This is a genomic window from Azospira sp. I09 (assembly GCF_009177135.1).
GTDB lineage: Bacteria > Pseudomonadota > Gammaproteobacteria > Burkholderiales > Rhodocyclaceae > Azospira > Azospira oryzae.
This window is the reverse complement of record NZ_AP021845.1, coordinates 67,766-83,180: the sequence shown is the minus strand read 5'-3', so window position 1 is coordinate 83,180 and position 15,415 is coordinate 67,766. Positions and strand designations below refer to the sequence as shown.

The window sequence follows — 15,415 nt, the reverse complement described above, 5'->3', positions numbered from 1 at the left end:
CCCCAATGGAATCGGCCAATTCGACCCATACCGGCGGTCATGCAATTAAGCGTCAAGCCCTGACCCAAGGCGTCAGTCCCGCCCCCCGCCGGGATATCTTTGACACGCTTCCCCATTGGCTTGACTCGCCTAGTCTTGCTTATTCCTCCTGGCTGGCGGGGCAACGGCTGAAGGACTCCACCAAGACCGTGTACATAGCCATGTTTGGACGTTTCTGTCAGTGGCTAATCGGGCAGGGGAGGAGACTGGACCAGCTGGAGGCAGACGATATTAGAAAGTTCCTGGACAGTGCGAATCCAAACCTCCCCGAGAGCCGGAAAGCTCGCACTAACAGCGGCCGCCAGCGGCAACAGTATGTTCGCCAACTTGAAAAAGTCTTTGCTCATCTAGGCTCGCTTGGCCACGCCGGCACCAACCCTGGTCGGATGGCAGGGTATGAGCGCGTCGGCTCCGGCTCCGATAAGCCGACGCGGTTCCTGAGCCGTGAGGAGGCCCAGGCAGTGATCCGGCTTATCCAGACGAGACTAGACGAGCTCAGAAAAGAAGAGAAAAGCATAGACGAGTGGATGGAGTTCCGAGACCTCGCCTTGATCGGAGTGATGATCGGGGGGGGACTCAAGGTGAACCACATCGAGCGCCTGACGCTTAATTGCATGGATATGGTGGAAGAGCGGATTGACCTCTCCCGACCGGGCCATGCCCACCGCGCCCGGCTGTTGGCTTTCGCCGTGCCGGCCGTGAAGGCCTGGCTCTCCGTACAGGAGCAAATGCACGGCCGGAAGCTGGAACCGGCGCAGAAGATCTTCGAGGCTGACCGGTCCTCCGGCTTCGGTCGGAACAGCAAGACGGTGACGCTCTCGGCCTCCTCGATCCATCGCCGGACGCAACGACTGCTGGCCATTGCCGGAATCACCGGCGAGCGCGCCAGCGCGCAGACCCTGCGCAACACCTACGCCGGTCTCCTGATCGACGGCGGCGCCACTGACGATCACCTGGTCGATTACCTCGGCCTGCAGGCCTCGGTGACCGCGCAGCGCCTGCGCACCGCATACGCCAGAAGCCAGCCCAAGCCCGCTGGCGACGCGCATCTCTCCGAAGAGGGCTGACCCCATGACCACGAATTTCCGAATGATCCGCCGGGAGGCACACCAATGAAGCTGAAGTTGAAACCCCTGCAAGCAAAAATCCTCGTCAAGCTGGGCACGGCCCGGGAGATGCCCTTGGACCAGCTCGCTAAGGCCCTGAAGCCTGTTCGCGAAATGCAGGGGATGTCCCTTGCGGAATGGGACAACGAGATCCGCCTGAACATTGAGCTCCTGTCCGTCTACGGCGTCATCCAGATTCACGATCGACTGGGCGTCAGGAATTGCTTCGCCCCGGACTTCGTGGTCCGCTGGGCCGACGTGCATCGGGTGCGCGCGGCCGCCGAAGGAAAGAAGTACAAGCCGTCGATCGCCATCCCCCTGGTAGTCGCCGCCGTGCTGGCCACCGCTACCACCGGCTGCAGCACCTTCCCCGGGATGACTCAATCGACGCCGGCGCCGGTGGTGAAACCCTACAACGCCGACGGGACCCCGCCGCCAGAACGCATGGAGCAGTTCTACAACGCTCGCACCGGAAGCATGGTCTATCGCTTCTGTGTCGGCGATGAATGTCCGTTGCCAACACAGAAGAAGCCCGTCCAAAAAATGGCAGTCGTCACGGAAACCAATCCGGATGGCACTACAACCCCTGTAGAACAGAAGGCCGCATTCGCCAGTGCGGACACCATCTCTCCGACCCAGAATGCTGCTGAGACACGCAAGGCGGTTCGCGAAGCGCTGTCATCTCCCAAAACAGCATCCAACAATGCGGCTGCCGCGGCTCTCGCCGCGCAGCTCAACGAGCAACGCCGAGCCCTCCAGGCCGCCGCGGGCGTCGAGCAAAGCCCCGCTTCGCCTATAACCGCCCCAAAATTGTCTGTGAAGACGCTGGGGGTGGGCAGCGGCCAGGCTCCGGCAGCTGCCCCTGCGCCAGCGGCAAAGCCGTCCGTACAGGACAACTCCCCGGTCCTACCGTCCACCGGCACGCGCGTTCCGTCAGCTCCATCCGCCAAGGCTTCGGTCCTCAGCGGTGCGACGCTGGCCAGCGCCAACGCCGGCATGGCTCGCGAGGCCGTCGGCGGGGTGGCGGCAAACGTCCAGATCACCGAAACACCGATGACGTCATCGGTTTCTGAAACAGACCAGATGGTGTCCCTTGGAAGAACCGTCGTCGTCGCGACCGCCGGCGCCATGGCCGGGGCCGCAGCAGGTATTGGTGGTGCCGTCGCCGCCACCCACGCGGTCGACAACCTGGTCAGCAAAGCGATCGCCAAGGCTACCGGCGACTCGTCGGCCGAAGATTTCCTCGCTGGCTGGGCAAACAAGTGGTCCGCAAAGGACGCAGACGCCTACTTCAACCAGTATGCGAAGGATTTCTGGCCCAGCTATGGCCAGGCCAAGAACCCGTCGACCTGGGAGCAGCAACGCCGCTCCGTTATGGTCCGCCCCGGCGCGATCAAGGTCGATGTCGAGGTCGTCAAGGTCGAGGAAAAGGACGGCAAGGCGTCCGTTCGCTTCTGGCAGACCTACGAATCGACATCCTTCAAATCGCGGGTGCTGAAGTCCCTCGAGCTGGTAAAAGCCGATGGCGGTTGGAAGATCCACCGTGAGCGCCTGATCCCGGTCGAAGCGAAGGCCTCCAACGCTTGAGCCCATGGCCCGCACCCGCAAACCGAAGCCCTGGCAGCCCACCATCGGTGGGTTGGCCCACTATGCCAGCCGCTACAGCGGCCTGAGCCGCGGCTGTCCTGTTCGGGTGCTCGCCGAGGCCATCGGCGGCCGCATGCGGGTGGAAATCATCGGCCACGCCGGACATCCGGTTCGCATTACCGTCAAAACCTCCTACCTCTTTCCCATGCCGCCCAGTCTTTTCGACGGCATGCCATGAGGCCTGCTGATCGTTCCGAGAGCCACCATGAACAGACCCCTATCCCCCCTGCAGATCGCCATCCTGGGCCGCGTACAGCACCTTGATCGGGTTCCGGAGGGGCAGCTACGAAGCTACCTGGTCAAGTCCATCCACCTTGAGTTCGGTGGGCAGGATCAATGGGAGAAGGAATTTCTCCTAGCGGTCGACTTGCTGTGCCTCTACGGCGCATTGCGTTTCGAGAACCATCCCCGGAAAGGCCGTGTGTTCATCAGCGCCAAGCCTTCTGGCAACCCCACAATCTCTGCCGGCGCTTTGCGTGAAGGGAACTCAATTCTTGAACGGCTACGCACACATGCAACCGTTCCGTTGATGGCGTCCGTTCTCCTGGGGGCGGGGTGCACCCTTATCCCATCGAACGACCCGCCACAACCGCCTCCCAGCTACAACCCCGATGGGTGGATGGCGCCCAGTCGCATCGAACAATTCTTCAATCGCGGGAAGATGGTCTATCGCTACTGCCATGACGATGAATGTCCGTCACCGACACCGAAAGTCACCGCGACAGCCCAGCGGCGCATCGAGCCACCTCGCTACGATGCTGTGGCCACCACGCGCCAGGCGACACCCCTGGGAACTACCGGTGGTGTCGTTGCTGCAGAAACCGAGAAGATGGCCAAGGACGCCGCGCCGGCCGTTAAGCCAGCTGCTGCCCTCGTCGCGGTAGCGACTGGCGCCTCCATGACCGCCGCCGGGAAAGCAGTGGCTGCTGCCTCTCCGACCATGTTGGCCACGCTCACCAACAAGGAAACCCCGCCTGTCGGCATCACGCTCAGAACCGACGGAGATTTCACGTCCTACAAGGGCATGGTGGGCTTCCAGCAGGGATCGATGGTCTTGGATGGTCTGAACCGCCAGAAGGTCTCCGAGATGGCATCACAGGCCCGCGAAGCCGAGCGTGTCCGCTTGCGGGGACGGGTAGCTACCACCCAGTTGTCCGAGGAGATGAAGAAGCTGGCCGTCGGCCGCGCCTACGCCGTAAAGGTCGAGTTCGTGAAGCACGACGTAGACAAGGCCAAGATCCGCATCTTGAGTCCTCAACAGTCCTCCGGCGAAAACGCCACCGGCACTGTCCGGGGCGTCGACGTGATGCTCGACATGCCCGAGAGAAAATTCCTGTCCGGCACGGTCAAGGAAGGTGCGTGATGAGCCTCGAACGCGCTGTGACCCTTTCTGCCGACCTGGTGCAGCGTCGTGCGGATCTGATTCGACTGTTCGGCGAGGCCCGGTACCAGGAACGCACGTCACTGGCCAAGGAACGCATCAAGGAGGTGATGGCGCTCCAGAAGGGGGACAACCCAATCAGCGCCGCCATCACCTACTGCAAACACCTCGCAGTCCAGCACCCGGGCGAGGACGTGTCCACCACCCAGCAATTTGTTCTGGCCGCCGCAGCGGACCTCGCCGAAGGCAAATGACTCCATGATCAAACGCGCAACCGTTCTCTTCGTCTTGCTGTCCAGCGGATTTGCCTTGGCCCAGCAGCCGGTCGACAACGCCCCGATCTTCCAATTCAACCAGCAGGCCGACGCCTCCGCGCTGGCGGAAAAATATGCGGCGGCGCTCAAGGATGATCCAGAGTGCGACACCTACCGCCTGCAGCTAGCCAAGCTCGCCAAAGGCAGCCCCTACGACGGCCGAACTGCACCCCAGATGACCCAGGTCCTGCGCAAGGCCAGGGCCGCTGGCTGCCACAAATAGCATGCCCTGCTACATCCAACCGATGAAGGACGGCGGGACGATGTTCCTGTGCGGCGAATTCGGCCCTCACTGCGGCGCCTGCGCGTCCGTTGGGGACTTCCTGTGCGACTTCCCGGTCGGGGACGGCAAGACGTGCGACATGCCCCTGTGCGAGAGCCACGCCACCGAAGTCGCGCCGAATGTCCATTATTGCCCGGGCCACATGGTGCTCTGGGATGAATTCCGCGCGGCCGGGGGCGTTCAACGTGAGCTGGAAAACGTGGTCCCCTTTGCTCGGCCGAAGGAGGGTCGCTGAGTGAAGAAGAAAATCCAGAAACGCCTATGGCGGCTCCGTAGCATGGCAGGAAACCCTTCAAGGATTCCTCCATGCCTCTGAACCTCGTTTCCATCACCGGCGCCGACGATAAAGTCCTACCCTCCGAACTGGCTACCCTGTCGGCCCGCTACACCAATCCGATCACGCCCGAGTGGGCGATTCTCTATTTCCCGGAGAAGGAAGGCTCGCCACGGAACCCCTCTGCTGCCTGGCGTGAAGCATTCCTGGCCCTGGGCTTGCCCTTCACCGCAGCCCATCTCTGCGGCACGCAAGTCTTTCGCGAGATCCTTGATCCACGCACCGCCCCGGCGCGCATTGCCGACATTTCTCGGTACCGGCGCATCCAACTCAACATCAACGCGCGCCGACCCGAGTTCACCGAGGAAGAGGTCCTGTCGGTCTACCGCACGCTGCACCAGGCTGGCCTGCACCTGATCCTTCAATTCCACGACGGATCTCGCCAGGCCATTCAGAAGTTCGTTGCCGAGGTCGATGCCAGTTCCCTGTCCCGTATTGATCTGCTCTACGACGAATCCAAGGGGACCGGGCAGTGTCCGGAGCAATGGCCACCGATCTCGACCGTCGGCCAAATCCCGTTGCACTGCGGCTACGCCGGCGGGCTGGGCCCCAATGTCCTCGAAATCGAGCTGCCACGCATCCACGCATCCGCAACTGCCTGGCGCGACGTGCCCTACTGGATCGACATGGAGTCGGGGGTTCGCAGCGACAACCATTTTGACCTGGCCAAGGTGAGAGCCGTGCTTGAGATCGCCGCCGGTACCGCCAAAGGTCGAGGGGGCGTCTATTTCGCCTCCAAAGTCGTCCATGCCCATCGCTGGAAGGCGCTGCGCGACAGCGGCACCAAGACAGCATCTTCCTGGATCGATGAAGCCGGCGAGGGCCAAACCGCCGATTACGAGGAGCTGGCTGACCGGTGCCTAAGCGAAATCGCCGGCTCCGAGCGCCTGGTGCTCTACTGCGAAGCCGGGGAAATCCTCAAGGGGGCAATTCTGGAGGCTGGCGCCGCCTTGATGGCCGGCGTGCCGGTATTCCAGGTTGGGGAATGCGACAGCATCAGCCGCGTTTTCCGCCAGCACCGCCTCTGGCATTACTGCCTCTCGATCGACGAGGCGATCTCCTCTCCCGCAAGACAGCATCAGAAGCAATGAAGATTCAGGCCCCCTTTACCCCCGCCCAGGTTCAATATCTCAACGAGCGACAATGCCACGTGGACGGCAGCATGCCCATCCACCCCTTCACCTGCCCAAATCGCGGTGACGGCATTACCTACGACGAATCGGGTGCCGCCGATGTATCGCTCGCCACCCACAGTACCGAGGGCGGTGACCGCGGCCTCCTGATCGCTACCGAGCAAGGCTGGATCTGCCCCCATTGCGGCTACACACAGCCGTGGGCCTACGCCCTCATGGCCGAGCCGCCGGTACCGGTGGGCGAGATTTTCAAGGACTTCCCGACGATCGACCAAATCTACGGCCACGTCCAACCCACCATCCTCGACCAGTTGATCGCGGATTACCGTGCACTGGCCGCCCAGGGCAAGCCGGGGGCGGAAATCATGTGGTTCTGCCTTGAGCGCCGCCGGATGGCGCTGATGCCATTGACGGCCCGCCTGGCTGGGGAGCACGTCGCATGATCCGCGGACACGATATCGATGAAAGCATCAAGGGAAGTCGGCTAGACCCCCTGTACCAGGAAGCCCGCGATCTCGTCCTGAAAGGACGCCATGCCTCCATTTCCATGGTCCAGCGCCATCTGCGGATTGGCTATAACCACGCTGCACGGCTCTTGGAGGCGATGGAAGGCGACATCCTTGGTCCTCAAAACGCCAGTGGCGTTCGCCAGTTTCTATCTACCGTCACGCCACCGGCGGCTGCTGATCGGAGAACATCATGACCAAAGCTCCCAACATCGAAACCCTCATCCAACAGCGCGTCGATGTCGCTCTCGCCAACCGCTTCCGCTGCGAGCTGGCAAGCCCTACGAACGGGCAGCCCCTGGCCCCGGAGGAGCGCCGGCGGACGTTGACCATTCTCTTCACCGCAATCGCTAAGGGCATGGGCCTGGAGCGCTTCCTGGAGACCCCTGTCGAGCGCCTGGATCAGTTTGCCGTGATGTCGGTCGTGAAGAACCACGACACCGGCGGCTTGCTCCGCAGCCTGATCAATTCCTTCATGATCGCCTACAGCTGCCCGGAAACGGCAGACCGCGCATTCGCTGCGCTGCTCGAGCTCGAAGCCATGCGCGCTGAACTGGCCCATGCGAGGCAGCAGCCAACCAAGAATCCAGTTCTTGAAGCGGCGGAGAACGATCTGAAGGCGGTACTGGCCGAGAAACTGCCGGCCGCCCCCTACCGCATCCTGTACGGCGCCGATCGGCTGTTGGTATTGGCTGCTGAACCAATCCAGGGCCTCCCGCCCGAAATCAACGGCGTCCCGGTTGAATTGCGGGTCAGCAATACAGTGGCCACCACCCATTGAGATCGATCATGAAGGCGCTATCCATCCGACAACCCTGGGCCTGGCTGATCGTGCGCCCAGACCTGACCGACCCCCAGCAACGTGCCGCCGCCGTCGCCGCCGGCGAGATCAAGGACATCGAGAACCGTACCTGGGCAACGAAGCACCGGGGACCATTTCTCGTCCACGCCGGCCAGACGTTCGACATGGAAGGCTACCTGTGGGTGAAGGGCCGCTTTCCGAAAATTCCGCTTCCTCGCCCGGGTCAGTACGACCTTGGTGGAATCGTCGGCCAAGCCGTGCTGACCGACTCCATCCCGCCCGAGAAGGCCAGAGACGGCCAACTGACGTCTCGCTGGTACATGGGGGAGCATGCCTTCGTGGTGGGAGATTCAAAGCCGCTGCCTTTCCGCAAAGTGAAAGGGAAGCTCAACTTCTTCGAGGTGAAACCGGAGGAGACTCAGCCATGAGCCAGGCGTCCACAACTCCCCCTGTGATCGCCGACGTGATCCGCCTCGTGCAGCGCAGCCGGCTCGACCTCTCATCGGAAAAGCATCTGCAGGAAGGCGTCGCCGAAGTGCTCAAGGCAGCCGGAATCGCTTATGAAAGGGAAAAACGCCTGTCCCCAAAAGACATCCCTGATTTCCTGATCGCCGGCGGCGTAGTGGTCGAGTGCAAGATGCGGAACAAGTCCAAGAAAATGGACATTTTTCGACAACTGGCCCGGTACGCCACCTATCCCGAGGTGACCGCGATCATCCTGGCCTCGAATGTCTCCATGGGGCTTCCACCGGAGATCGAAGGAACGCCGTTATTCGCCGCCTCGTTGAGCCAGGGGTGGATCTGATGCGGACCTACGGCGAACTCCGATTGATCGAAGGCGGTACCGCCTGGGAAATGTCCTCCCTGGAGCCGCATGTCGCCATTCGCCTGAAGCACATCTTCCCCCGGGTGCCGAAGCAATCAACCGGTCCCTTCCGCTTTCCCCGCGATCTGATGCACGCGGCGGACCTCGATTGGTTTCTCTCTCGGTATCCGCTGGCCATGTCGGACGGTGACCGGAACGCGCTGCGAGGCGGTCGGCTCGACTTCGAGATGCAGCAGGCCGAGATGGAGCGCATCCTTCTCCCCGAATACGTCCCGCCGGCGGTTGTAGGCCTTCGCGAAGGGCAGAAGGTACGTCACTACCAGATGCAGGCCGTCGAACTCCTGCGGCGGCGCCGCTCGCTGCTCCTGGGCGATGAAGGCGGACTGGGGAAAACCTACACGGCAGCGGCGTTCCTGTGCGCTGAAGCCCAATCTCTCCCAGCGGCCGTCGTCTGCGACCCGCACATGCAAAAGCAGTGGAAGGACAAGCTCACCGCTTTCACCCACCTCCGGGTGCATATCATCACCAAAGCATCCCCATACGATCTGCCGCCGGCGGACGTCTATGTCTTCCGTATCTCGCAAATTGGCGGATGGGCGGACATCTTTGCTACGGACTTCTTCAAAGCAGCCGTATTCGATGAGCCACAAAGCCTGCGCACGGGCACGTCGACCGCCAAGGGCGCCGCTGCCAAGGTGTTAGCGAACCACGTGTCTTACAGGCTCGGGCTGACCGCTACCCCAATTTATGGATACGGCATTGAAATGCACAATGTCATGCAGTTCATCGACGACACGGTGCTCGGTAGTTTCGCTGACTTCTCCAGAGAATGGACCGATGACATGGGCCGCATCGGGAACCCGAAGGCTCTGGGAACATACCTCCGCGAACAGCACGTCCTCTTACGACGCCTCAAATCGGATGTGGGCCTCGAGCTGCCAAAGGTGTCCAGAATCATCGAGTATGTGGACTTCGATGCCAAGGCTGTGCAGTCCATCGAGGACCTGGCCAGGGTGCTGGCCATCCGCGCCACCACTGGCACCTTCGTCGAGCGCGGGCAGGCCGCCCGGGAACTGGACATGATGGTCCGGCAGGCTACCGGGCTCTCCAAGGCCAAGGCAGTAGCACAGTTCGTCCGCCTGATGGTCGAGGCCGGCGAGCCCGTCCTTCTGGTTGGGTGGCACCGGGCCGTCTACGACATCTGGCTTGAAGAACTCGCAGACCTTCGCCCGGCCATGTACACCGGCTCGGAAACGGCTGCCCAGAAGAACAAGGAAAAGGATCGGTTCCTCACCGGCGACACGGACGTGATGATCATGTCTCTCCGCTCAGGAGCAGGCATTGACGATCTGCAGTTCCGCAGTTCGGTTGTGGTGTTCGGCGAGCTCGATTGGTCCCCGGGCATACACCAGCAAATCATCTGGCGCTTGGATAGAGAGGGTCAGGAAGATCCGGTCACCGCCTTCTTCCTCGTCAGCGAGGAGGGCAGCGATCCGCCCATCATGGACGTGCTTGGTATCAAGGCCAGCGAGGCTAATCAGATCGTAGATCCGCACCTTGGTGTGCAGAAGGTCGATGACGACACAACCAACCTCGGCCGCCTGGTTGAACGCTACCTCCAGAAAGTCAGCAAAGCCTCGAAGAGGCCCGCTTCGACGGTTCCGGCCGCGGCGATGCAGCCCGAGGTTGCGACAACTGGAAGTCTGTTCTGAACCATGGAAAATCAAGACTGGCCAGTCAGATGCCAAGAATGTGGATGGCGAGGAAGCAACCAAGCCATCAACAGCGGAGTTCCCATTTCCGTCACTGGTACCCTCAGCAAGGTTCGTTGCCCTATTTGCGACTCGACCCGCGTTGAGGAGGACGACAAAATCTTTACCGGGAACTACCTTATCCTGGCCCGGCAGCAGGGGCATGAAGTGCTGCAAATGGGAATTCAGCGCGATGATCCGCCTGAGTTCAAAAACTGGCGTTGGAGCGTCCATTGGCCTACAGGCCAAGCGGGAACCGCTTCAATCCTCGATCTTGAACCGTTCGGCTACCCAGAGCCGCTTTTCCAAGAAGTTCTACTCAAAATCGGACTCTGGGCGCGCAATGGCGATTCGAAAGCCATGTGGTGGCTTGGGTCATACCATGAGGTCGGTTGCCGTACTTCCGGCGCAAACGGGGCAAAGGCACTGGCCTATTACCTTGCAGCTATTCGTCACGACATCAATTCCTGTGATTATTCGAGCATACGTCGCGTCCTTATTGAAGGTTTTGACGATCTATTCCGCGACTATCGCCGCGCCGATGTCGCTAACAAGACTCCTCATGATGTCTGGTCATTCCTGGCCAAATTCGGTGAATTCCAGATGAGAGACGGCAAAATTGGACCCCGCTGGCCTTATTCAAATGATTGGCAGGCCTGCATAGCGATTGCGGAGGGTCTTCAATGACCGTCTACGTCGACAACATGCGGGCCGGTTATGGACGAATGGTCATGTGTCACATGCTCGGGGACTCGGAAGCCGAGGTACATGCAATGGCCGACTGCATTGGTGTCGCCCGGCGCTGGTACCAGGGGGATCACTACGACATCTGCCTGGCTAAGCGGAGCCTGGCGATCAAGTCCGGTGCGGTGGAAATCACCTCGAGGCAAGCCGCAGCAATGAGGCGGCGCCGGCGAGAAACCGGCTCTCTTGGAAGCCCCGAAGAGGCTGAGACCTGGGTCAGGACGTCGATCCGCGAGCGACGGGCGGGAGCCACAGAAGGAGCCTCTGCATGAGCCAAGAGCATCCGTTTGATCGGTGCGCGCTGATACGCCTTGCCGAAGAGCAATACGACCCGAGCGTGGTCATGATCGACAGCCATCGCATCAGCAGCATCCCCTGGCCGGCCGATTCGGCCTCGCCAATGACTTTGCAGCTGGCGGAATCCGTGGCTGCCAGTGAAAGATCAGCGGTCAGTTTTCTGTTGGCCATGACCAGCATCAACTATCGCTTCTGGTACCGGGCTCCCGATGGCACGCTCAGCCGTTACAGCCATCTGGGCAAAACAGGAGCCCGTGCATTGTGGGCAGCCTTCGAGGCGGCTTGGGGTACGACGGTCCACACCGGATCGGAACTCGCAAAACGACTGCATGCCGACGAATTCACGGTTCTGTTTGGGCACATGCCTGATCGCGAGGGACGGCTGGCCATCCTTGGCGATCTGCTGGCCCACGACAAGCTCTCAGCGGCCACCGAACTCCTGCTGGCGGATATCCACGCCAACCGGAAGGTGACCGTCGCCCAGGCAGCCGGCCTGGCAGCGATATTCCCTCTGGCATTCGATGACCCCTACCTGAAGAAGGCCCAGCTGGCGCTCTCGATGATCGCCGCATTCCTGCGTTCCACGGGGCTTGATGTAGGAGCCGAGGGCTTAACTGCATTTGCCGACTATCAAGTTCCAAGAGTGTTACGTGGGCTGGGCGTCTTGGCATACAGCACATCCCTTGCGGACAAGGTTGATCAACGAATTCTCTTGACCGAAAACGGGCATGAAGAACGAACAATCCGTGCGGCCACGATCCTGGCCTGCGAGGCGATCGCGGCGCACACCGGTGGCACTTCAGCGGACATCGACAACTTGCTGTGGTTATCGCAGGACATTGCCGGCGACGCGCCATTCCATCTCACCGAAACCCGTTGGTATTAAGGACGTTGGCAAACATGGCAGAAGCACTCACCCCAAAGACCCAGCCCGAGGTGGACCGGATTGTTGAGCGGATGAAGGCTTTTCTCGACAACCCGTGTCCGGACGGCCCAAAACGCCTCTCAATGTCCCGAGAGGACGTGCGCTGGGTTGTCGCTGAGATCGAGGGAGGCAGGGAAGCCTTCGGCACCCTGGTCCAGACGAATGCCGGCATGCGGACGCGCGCAGCGACCATGCAATCGACGATCGACACGCTGATGTCCATGCGACCAACCGAGAACCCTTCATCTACAGCACGATAGGCCCACCATGCTTTCCTCTTCATACCCAAAACTTGACGCCAGCACGGCGAACACCGACTTTCTGGTAGCCGCCGATAAGCAGGCCATCGAACGATTTAAGGCCGCTTACACCCAGTATGCGAAGGCTCTCGGCACAAACTCGGCCCGGCCCGTGGCCATTTCCCACCTGGTTGGGGAATCCGGGGTGATCCAAGCCTTCACGCTGCATATTCGGCTGGCCGGCGTGGATCAGTCGCTTCTGGCTTTGCTGATCCTGCTGGAGTCCAGCCTGGACACGATCGACAGCTGGCTCATCAACGAATTCGACGAGGATCTGGAGCGCGAGGAATCCATCGAAAGTGGATGTGACCTGATTTTCGGGCCGAAGGAACTGCGCATCGAGGAGCATATTCCTGTGCTGGTCGACCTGGATCTTGACCTCCGTAGCGTCACCGAACTGGCCGTTCAATCCAGCCTATCCGTAGATCGGGCGCTCTCCGCTTTCGCGAGGATCGACACCGACCGATTTGATGGAGACAGCCCAGTGAAACGCAAGCTCACGGTATATGCCATGGATGCCGACGAGCAGTGCGACGATTGCGGTGAAGACCTGATTCTCCTCGCCGGCGTCGTTGATGAAGAACACCAAGCGTCAGGGGAAACGCACCGGGACGTATTCCGCCAGCAGATTCATCGGGAAGATTTTCACGATTTCTGCGTTCTTCTTTCGTGGCTGTGCAAAGAGAGCCAGGTGGCTGAATTCACCAGCCTTAATCATACCTGCCAGTCCGAAGAGGAGATCGTGAAGGCGCTCTCGGCTCTTCACAAAGACGAGTTATCGCAGATTGATTCGATGATGGCCAACGTCGCCGGCATGATGCAGGAGCTGTTCGGCAACCTCGGCGAAGGTGAATCAGAGGGCGGCGACGCCAGACCCACCCTTCACTGAGTTTTTCTGCGCCGTTACGCGGCCAGCAGATGTTGGTGGAAGCCATTGAAGGCGCGGAAGCGATTCGCCGCCCCCAGGACGTATTGCACCATGATTTCGGTGCACAGCCACCGCCGCCCCAAGAGCTCAGCTGCTTTGGCTGTCGTGAAGGAGCCAGAGAACGGATCGACGATCAGGTCTCCAGGTTGGGATAGGTACTCAACCAGGAATGACGCAAGCGAAAGCGGCATAGGCGCGCCATGCGCCGGCAGCCCCGCTGCCCGGGCGTCACGCTTGTATTGGCGCTGATCGGCGCAGGAATGTCCGAAGGTCAGAACATTGCGCGGGATCTTTCCCTCTGTCTGGTTCCCAAATCGTCCGGGATGGACGCAGTACGCACCGTCCGAAAATTCGCCGTGTCGTTGCTCGCCACCCTGGGCGATCAGCTTCAGGTGACGCTCAGAGTGGGCCATGAGAACCCTTCTGTTGTCAGATCGCAGCGACCGAGGGTCGTTGGTCAGCCAGTAGATCGGTTCATAGCCATTGTTGAGGTGCGTTCTCTCGATAGAGGCGTAGCGCACGGGGCCGGGGGGCTTAGACGGATTGCTCCAAATCAGCTCGTCGACCTTATAGAGCCCAAGACGGTCGTGCAAAGCAATTAGGAGACGTTCTCGATACAGCGATCTAGCCCCGCCAGGGAGAAAGATGTCGTTCGAGATATTCAGGGCAATCGACCCTCCGCGAACCAGATTCTTGACGATGGGTTCAAGGTGGCGAACGACCCAATCAACATACTCCGTTTCGCTCGGATTTCCATAATTCCGGGCTTTCTTGAGCGGATAGGGCGGTGAACACAAGCACAAGCACACCGGGGCGTCGATCTGCGAGAACACGGTGTCACAGCTGCCCAGGATGGCGACACCAAGCTCGGTCGAGAACCCAACCACGGAGACGCCAGAGTTGATCTGGTCCAGGTCTTTGCTGGCTGGCCTGGTGAGCTGCCATACGCCGCGCTCCCCATCGACGCGCTCGAGCACGCCGGCATGCTTCAGAGTTTGTTGATGCCAGCGAACGGCTCTCGCCAAGAGACTGTGAGGCTGCTGATCGCGCCCGACCGGCGTCTTTCTGGAGAATTCGTCAGGATCGATCCCCGCCCGGGTGGCCACCTGGTCGTAAAGTGCGGCGTTGTCGACACGCCCACCTCGCTCCGCGGTATAGGAGTGCAAGACGGCAGAGAAGAGATCCAGCTGGACCTGTTGGGGCCGGGAAGCCGTCGTCTCCATGGTCAACGCACCTCGCCCACGGGATAAACAGGGGCCTGGATGCGCTGGTGACGCACCAGTATCCCTTCAATGGCTTTGGGGCCGGTAAACTCGCTGGCCCAATGGCCGCGCTCTACCTCGTTGGCTGCAATATGCGCCAGGACACCTTGAACGTCGATAGCGGACAAGGAAACGACATGGGGCTTTTGGGGCGTCTGAATGTGTTCGCCGTCGCGATCACGATAGGCTGTAATCCGGCCGCCGGGACCAACTGCTGTGACCAGGGCGGGGACCAGGAATTGACGGACCACGTAGGTACCTGACAGATTGAAATCGTCATGGGGCACCACCTGCTCATGAAGTAACAAGTCGCCGACGGACGCCTTGTTGCCCTTGGTGACAGCCGGCGTATGCAGGACGATGTTGTGGGAGGCATCCGCCCATCGCCTGACACCGCCGCGTTTAACCAGCAAATCGGCGTTGAGCTTGTCTTTGAACCGAACGGCTTCGTTATATGGCAGCCACTCCGCCACAGTGGTTGTGTCGTTCCAGTCACCATCCTTGGAGAGCGTGATCATGTACCTGGCCACCGCACGCCACTCCAGACGGAAGGCGTTAAGCTGGGCATCAAGGCCACGTTCGATCGGCGCAGGCTTCGTGATATCGCAACCCGAGGAGTCCGTCATGGACGGGCTGGGTTGCGACTGAAGGGCGGCAGCGTGGATGCTCATCTTTACTCCTCTGGTGGTGGCCCGGAAATGCGGGGTTCAGGGAGTATTCTGGCAATGTCGCTTAACTGATTCTGGAAAACCCAATCACAGTATTGGCCGTTCGGCACCTCTCAACGTGCACGGGTGACGACACCGAAATTACCAGCCACAATCGCGGATGATGGGAT

The 15,415-nt window shown here is 60.8% G+C and carries 21 protein-coding genes; 19 read left to right on the top strand and 2 right to left on the bottom strand.

Features of this window, described 5'->3' with window-relative positions; all coding sequences use genetic code 11:
- Positions 1 to 5: 5 nt before the first annotated feature.
- The 19 genes from AZSP09_RS18065 (at position 6) to AZSP09_RS17975 (ending at position 13,276) form a co-directional block, all read left to right on the top strand.
- Positions 6 to 1,106: a tyrosine-type recombinase/integrase gene (locus AZSP09_RS18065; RefSeq protein WP_152091006.1), complete on the top strand. Its 1,101-nt coding sequence runs from the start codon at positions 6 to 8 to the stop codon at positions 1,104 to 1,106.
- A 45-nt stretch (positions 1,107 to 1,151) separates the two neighbouring features.
- Positions 1,152 to 2,732, top strand: a complete 1,581-nt coding sequence (locus AZSP09_RS18060) for a L,D-transpeptidase Cds6 family protein (protein ID WP_152091005.1) — start codon at positions 1,152 to 1,154, stop codon at positions 2,730 to 2,732.
- A gap of 4 nt (positions 2,733 to 2,736) precedes the next feature.
- Positions 2,737 to 2,970 carry a hypothetical protein gene (locus AZSP09_RS18055; protein ID WP_152091004.1) on the top strand — a complete coding sequence of 78 codons (234 nt, stop codon included), beginning with the start codon at positions 2,737 to 2,739 and terminating at the stop codon, positions 2,968 to 2,970.
- A 27-nt stretch (positions 2,971 to 2,997) separates the two neighbouring features.
- Positions 2,998 to 4,155, top strand: a complete 1,158-nt coding sequence (locus AZSP09_RS18050) for a hypothetical protein (RefSeq protein ID WP_152091003.1) — start codon at positions 2,998 to 3,000, stop codon at positions 4,153 to 4,155.
- The gene (locus tag AZSP09_RS18045) at positions 4,155 to 4,427 is read left to right on the top strand and encodes a hypothetical protein (protein WP_152091002.1); all 273 of its coding nucleotides are present in this window, start codon (positions 4,155 to 4,157) and stop codon (positions 4,425 to 4,427) included. Before AZSP09_RS18050 ends, AZSP09_RS18045 begins: the two co-directional genes overlap by 1 nt.
- 4 nt (positions 4,428 to 4,431) lie before the next feature.
- Entirely contained in the window at positions 4,432 to 4,710 is a 279-nt protein-coding gene (locus AZSP09_RS18040) for a hypothetical protein (RefSeq protein WP_152091001.1), read from the top strand.
- A gap of 1 nt (position 4,711) precedes the next feature.
- Positions 4,712 to 5,005 carry a hypothetical protein gene (locus tag AZSP09_RS18035; RefSeq protein ID WP_152091000.1) on the top strand — a complete coding sequence of 98 codons (294 nt, stop codon included), beginning with the start codon at positions 4,712 to 4,714 and terminating at the stop codon, positions 5,003 to 5,005.
- Positions 5,006 to 5,076: 71 nt separating this feature from the next.
- Positions 5,077 to 6,195, top strand: coding sequence for a hypothetical protein (locus AZSP09_RS18030; RefSeq protein WP_152090999.1), 1,119 nt, complete (start codon positions 5,077 to 5,079; stop codon positions 6,193 to 6,195).
- Positions 6,192 to 6,680 (top strand): hypothetical protein, encoded by a 489-nt coding sequence (locus AZSP09_RS18025; RefSeq protein WP_152090998.1) that lies wholly within the window; start codon positions 6,192 to 6,194, stop codon positions 6,678 to 6,680. Before AZSP09_RS18030 ends, AZSP09_RS18025 begins: the two co-directional genes overlap by 4 nt.
- Positions 6,677 to 6,940, top strand: a complete 264-nt coding sequence (locus AZSP09_RS18020) for a DNA translocase FtsK (protein ID WP_152090997.1) — start codon at positions 6,677 to 6,679, stop codon at positions 6,938 to 6,940. The genes AZSP09_RS18025 and AZSP09_RS18020 overlap by 4 nt, the downstream gene beginning before the upstream one ends.
- A complete protein-coding gene (locus AZSP09_RS18015) occupies positions 6,937 to 7,524 on the top strand; it encodes a hypothetical protein (RefSeq protein WP_152090996.1) in 588 nt (195 codons plus the stop codon). Before AZSP09_RS18020 ends, AZSP09_RS18015 begins: the two co-directional genes overlap by 4 nt.
- 8 nt (positions 7,525 to 7,532) lie before the next feature.
- On the top strand, positions 7,533 to 7,973 hold the full coding sequence (locus AZSP09_RS18010; protein ID WP_152090995.1) for a hypothetical protein: 441 nt from the start codon (positions 7,533 to 7,535) through the stop codon (positions 7,971 to 7,973).
- Positions 7,970 to 8,350 carry a hypothetical protein gene (locus AZSP09_RS18005; RefSeq protein ID WP_152090994.1) on the top strand — a complete coding sequence of 127 codons (381 nt, stop codon included), beginning with the start codon at positions 7,970 to 7,972 and terminating at the stop codon, positions 8,348 to 8,350. Before AZSP09_RS18010 ends, AZSP09_RS18005 begins: the two co-directional genes overlap by 4 nt.
- Positions 8,350 to 10,083, top strand: a complete 1,734-nt coding sequence (locus AZSP09_RS18000) for an SNF2-related protein (protein ID WP_152090993.1) — start codon at positions 8,350 to 8,352, stop codon at positions 10,081 to 10,083. Before AZSP09_RS18005 ends, AZSP09_RS18000 begins: the two co-directional genes overlap by 1 nt.
- Positions 10,084 to 10,086: 3 nt before the next feature.
- A complete protein-coding gene (locus tag AZSP09_RS17995) occupies positions 10,087 to 10,809 on the top strand; it encodes a hypothetical protein (RefSeq protein ID WP_152090992.1) in 723 nt (240 codons plus the stop codon).
- Positions 10,806 to 11,138, top strand: a complete 333-nt coding sequence (locus AZSP09_RS17990) for a DUF4031 domain-containing protein (protein WP_152090991.1) — start codon at positions 10,806 to 10,808, stop codon at positions 11,136 to 11,138. The genes AZSP09_RS17995 and AZSP09_RS17990 overlap by 4 nt, the downstream gene beginning before the upstream one ends.
- Positions 11,135 to 12,049: a queuosine salvage family protein gene (locus AZSP09_RS17985; RefSeq protein ID WP_152090990.1), complete on the top strand. Its 915-nt coding sequence runs from the start codon at positions 11,135 to 11,137 to the stop codon at positions 12,047 to 12,049. The genes AZSP09_RS17990 and AZSP09_RS17985 overlap by 4 nt, the downstream gene beginning before the upstream one ends.
- A gap of 14 nt (positions 12,050 to 12,063) precedes the next feature.
- On the top strand, positions 12,064 to 12,348 hold the full coding sequence (locus tag AZSP09_RS17980; RefSeq protein ID WP_152090989.1) for a hypothetical protein: 285 nt from the start codon (positions 12,064 to 12,066) through the stop codon (positions 12,346 to 12,348).
- Positions 12,349 to 12,355: 7 nt separating this feature from the next.
- Entirely contained in the window at positions 12,356 to 13,276 is a 921-nt protein-coding gene (locus tag AZSP09_RS17975) for a hypothetical protein (RefSeq protein ID WP_152090988.1), read from the top strand.
- 14 nt (positions 13,277 to 13,290) lie between these two features.
- On the opposite strand, the gene AZSP09_RS17970 is transcribed toward AZSP09_RS17975, so the two are convergent.
- Complete coding sequence (locus AZSP09_RS17970; RefSeq protein ID WP_152090987.1) at positions 13,291 to 14,538, bottom strand: site-specific DNA-methyltransferase; 1,248 nt, start codon at positions 14,536 to 14,538, stop codon at positions 13,291 to 13,293.
- A gap of 2 nt (positions 14,539 to 14,540) precedes the next feature.
- The gene (locus AZSP09_RS17965; RefSeq protein WP_152090986.1) at positions 14,541 to 15,248 is read right to left on the bottom strand and encodes a hypothetical protein; all 708 of its coding nucleotides are present in this window, start codon (positions 15,246 to 15,248) and stop codon (positions 14,541 to 14,543) included.
- Positions 15,249 to 15,415: the final 167 nt, after the last annotated feature.

Bases quoted from the DNA above. Each gene is read 5' to 3' on its own strand.
- AZSP09_RS18040 (WP_152091001.1), top strand. From the start codon at position 4,432: ATGATCAAACGCGCAACCGTTCTCTTCGTCTTGCTGTCCAGCGGATTT.
- AZSP09_RS18015 (WP_152090996.1), top strand. From the start codon at position 6,937: ATGACCAAAGCTCCCAACATCGAAACCCTCATCCAACAGCGCGTCGAT.
- AZSP09_RS18025 (WP_152090998.1), top strand. From the start codon at position 6,192: ATGAAGATTCAGGCCCCCTTTACCCCCGCCCAGGTTCAATATCTCAAC.
- AZSP09_RS17985 (WP_152090990.1), top strand. From the start codon at position 11,135: ATGAGCCAAGAGCATCCGTTTGATCGGTGCGCGCTGATACGCCTTGCC.
- AZSP09_RS18030 (WP_152090999.1), top strand. From the start codon at position 5,077: ATGCCTCTGAACCTCGTTTCCATCACCGGCGCCGACGATAAAGTCCTA.
- AZSP09_RS18065 (WP_152091006.1), top strand. From the start codon at position 6: ATGGAATCGGCCAATTCGACCCATACCGGCGGTCATGCAATTAAGCGT.
- AZSP09_RS18010 (WP_152090995.1), top strand. From the start codon at position 7,533: ATGAAGGCGCTATCCATCCGACAACCCTGGGCCTGGCTGATCGTGCGC.
- AZSP09_RS18000 (WP_152090993.1), top strand. From the start codon at position 8,350: ATGCGGACCTACGGCGAACTCCGATTGATCGAAGGCGGTACCGCCTGG.
- AZSP09_RS17975 (WP_152090988.1), top strand. From the start codon at position 12,356: ATGCTTTCCTCTTCATACCCAAAACTTGACGCCAGCACGGCGAACACC.
- AZSP09_RS17965 (WP_152090986.1), bottom strand. From the start codon at position 15,248: ATGAGCATCCACGCTGCCGCCCTTCAGTCGCAACCCAGCCCGTCCATG.
- AZSP09_RS18005 (WP_152090994.1), top strand. From the start codon at position 7,970: ATGAGCCAGGCGTCCACAACTCCCCCTGTGATCGCCGACGTGATCCGC.
- AZSP09_RS17980 (WP_152090989.1), top strand. From the start codon at position 12,064: ATGGCAGAAGCACTCACCCCAAAGACCCAGCCCGAGGTGGACCGGATT.
- AZSP09_RS18060 (WP_152091005.1), top strand. From the start codon at position 1,152: ATGAAGCTGAAGTTGAAACCCCTGCAAGCAAAAATCCTCGTCAAGCTG.
- AZSP09_RS18050 (WP_152091003.1), top strand. From the start codon at position 2,998: ATGAACAGACCCCTATCCCCCCTGCAGATCGCCATCCTGGGCCGCGTA.
- AZSP09_RS18055 (WP_152091004.1), top strand. From the start codon at position 2,737: ATGGCCCGCACCCGCAAACCGAAGCCCTGGCAGCCCACCATCGGTGGG.
- AZSP09_RS18020 (WP_152090997.1), top strand. From the start codon at position 6,677: ATGATCCGCGGACACGATATCGATGAAAGCATCAAGGGAAGTCGGCTA.
- AZSP09_RS17990 (WP_152090991.1), top strand. From the start codon at position 10,806: ATGACCGTCTACGTCGACAACATGCGGGCCGGTTATGGACGAATGGTC.
- AZSP09_RS18045 (WP_152091002.1), top strand. From the start codon at position 4,155: ATGAGCCTCGAACGCGCTGTGACCCTTTCTGCCGACCTGGTGCAGCGT.
- AZSP09_RS17995 (WP_152090992.1), top strand. From the start codon at position 10,087: ATGGAAAATCAAGACTGGCCAGTCAGATGCCAAGAATGTGGATGGCGA.
- AZSP09_RS18035 (WP_152091000.1), top strand. From the start codon at position 4,712: ATGCCCTGCTACATCCAACCGATGAAGGACGGCGGGACGATGTTCCTG.
- AZSP09_RS17970 (WP_152090987.1), bottom strand. From the start codon at position 14,538: ATGGAGACGACGGCTTCCCGGCCCCAACAGGTCCAGCTGGATCTCTTC.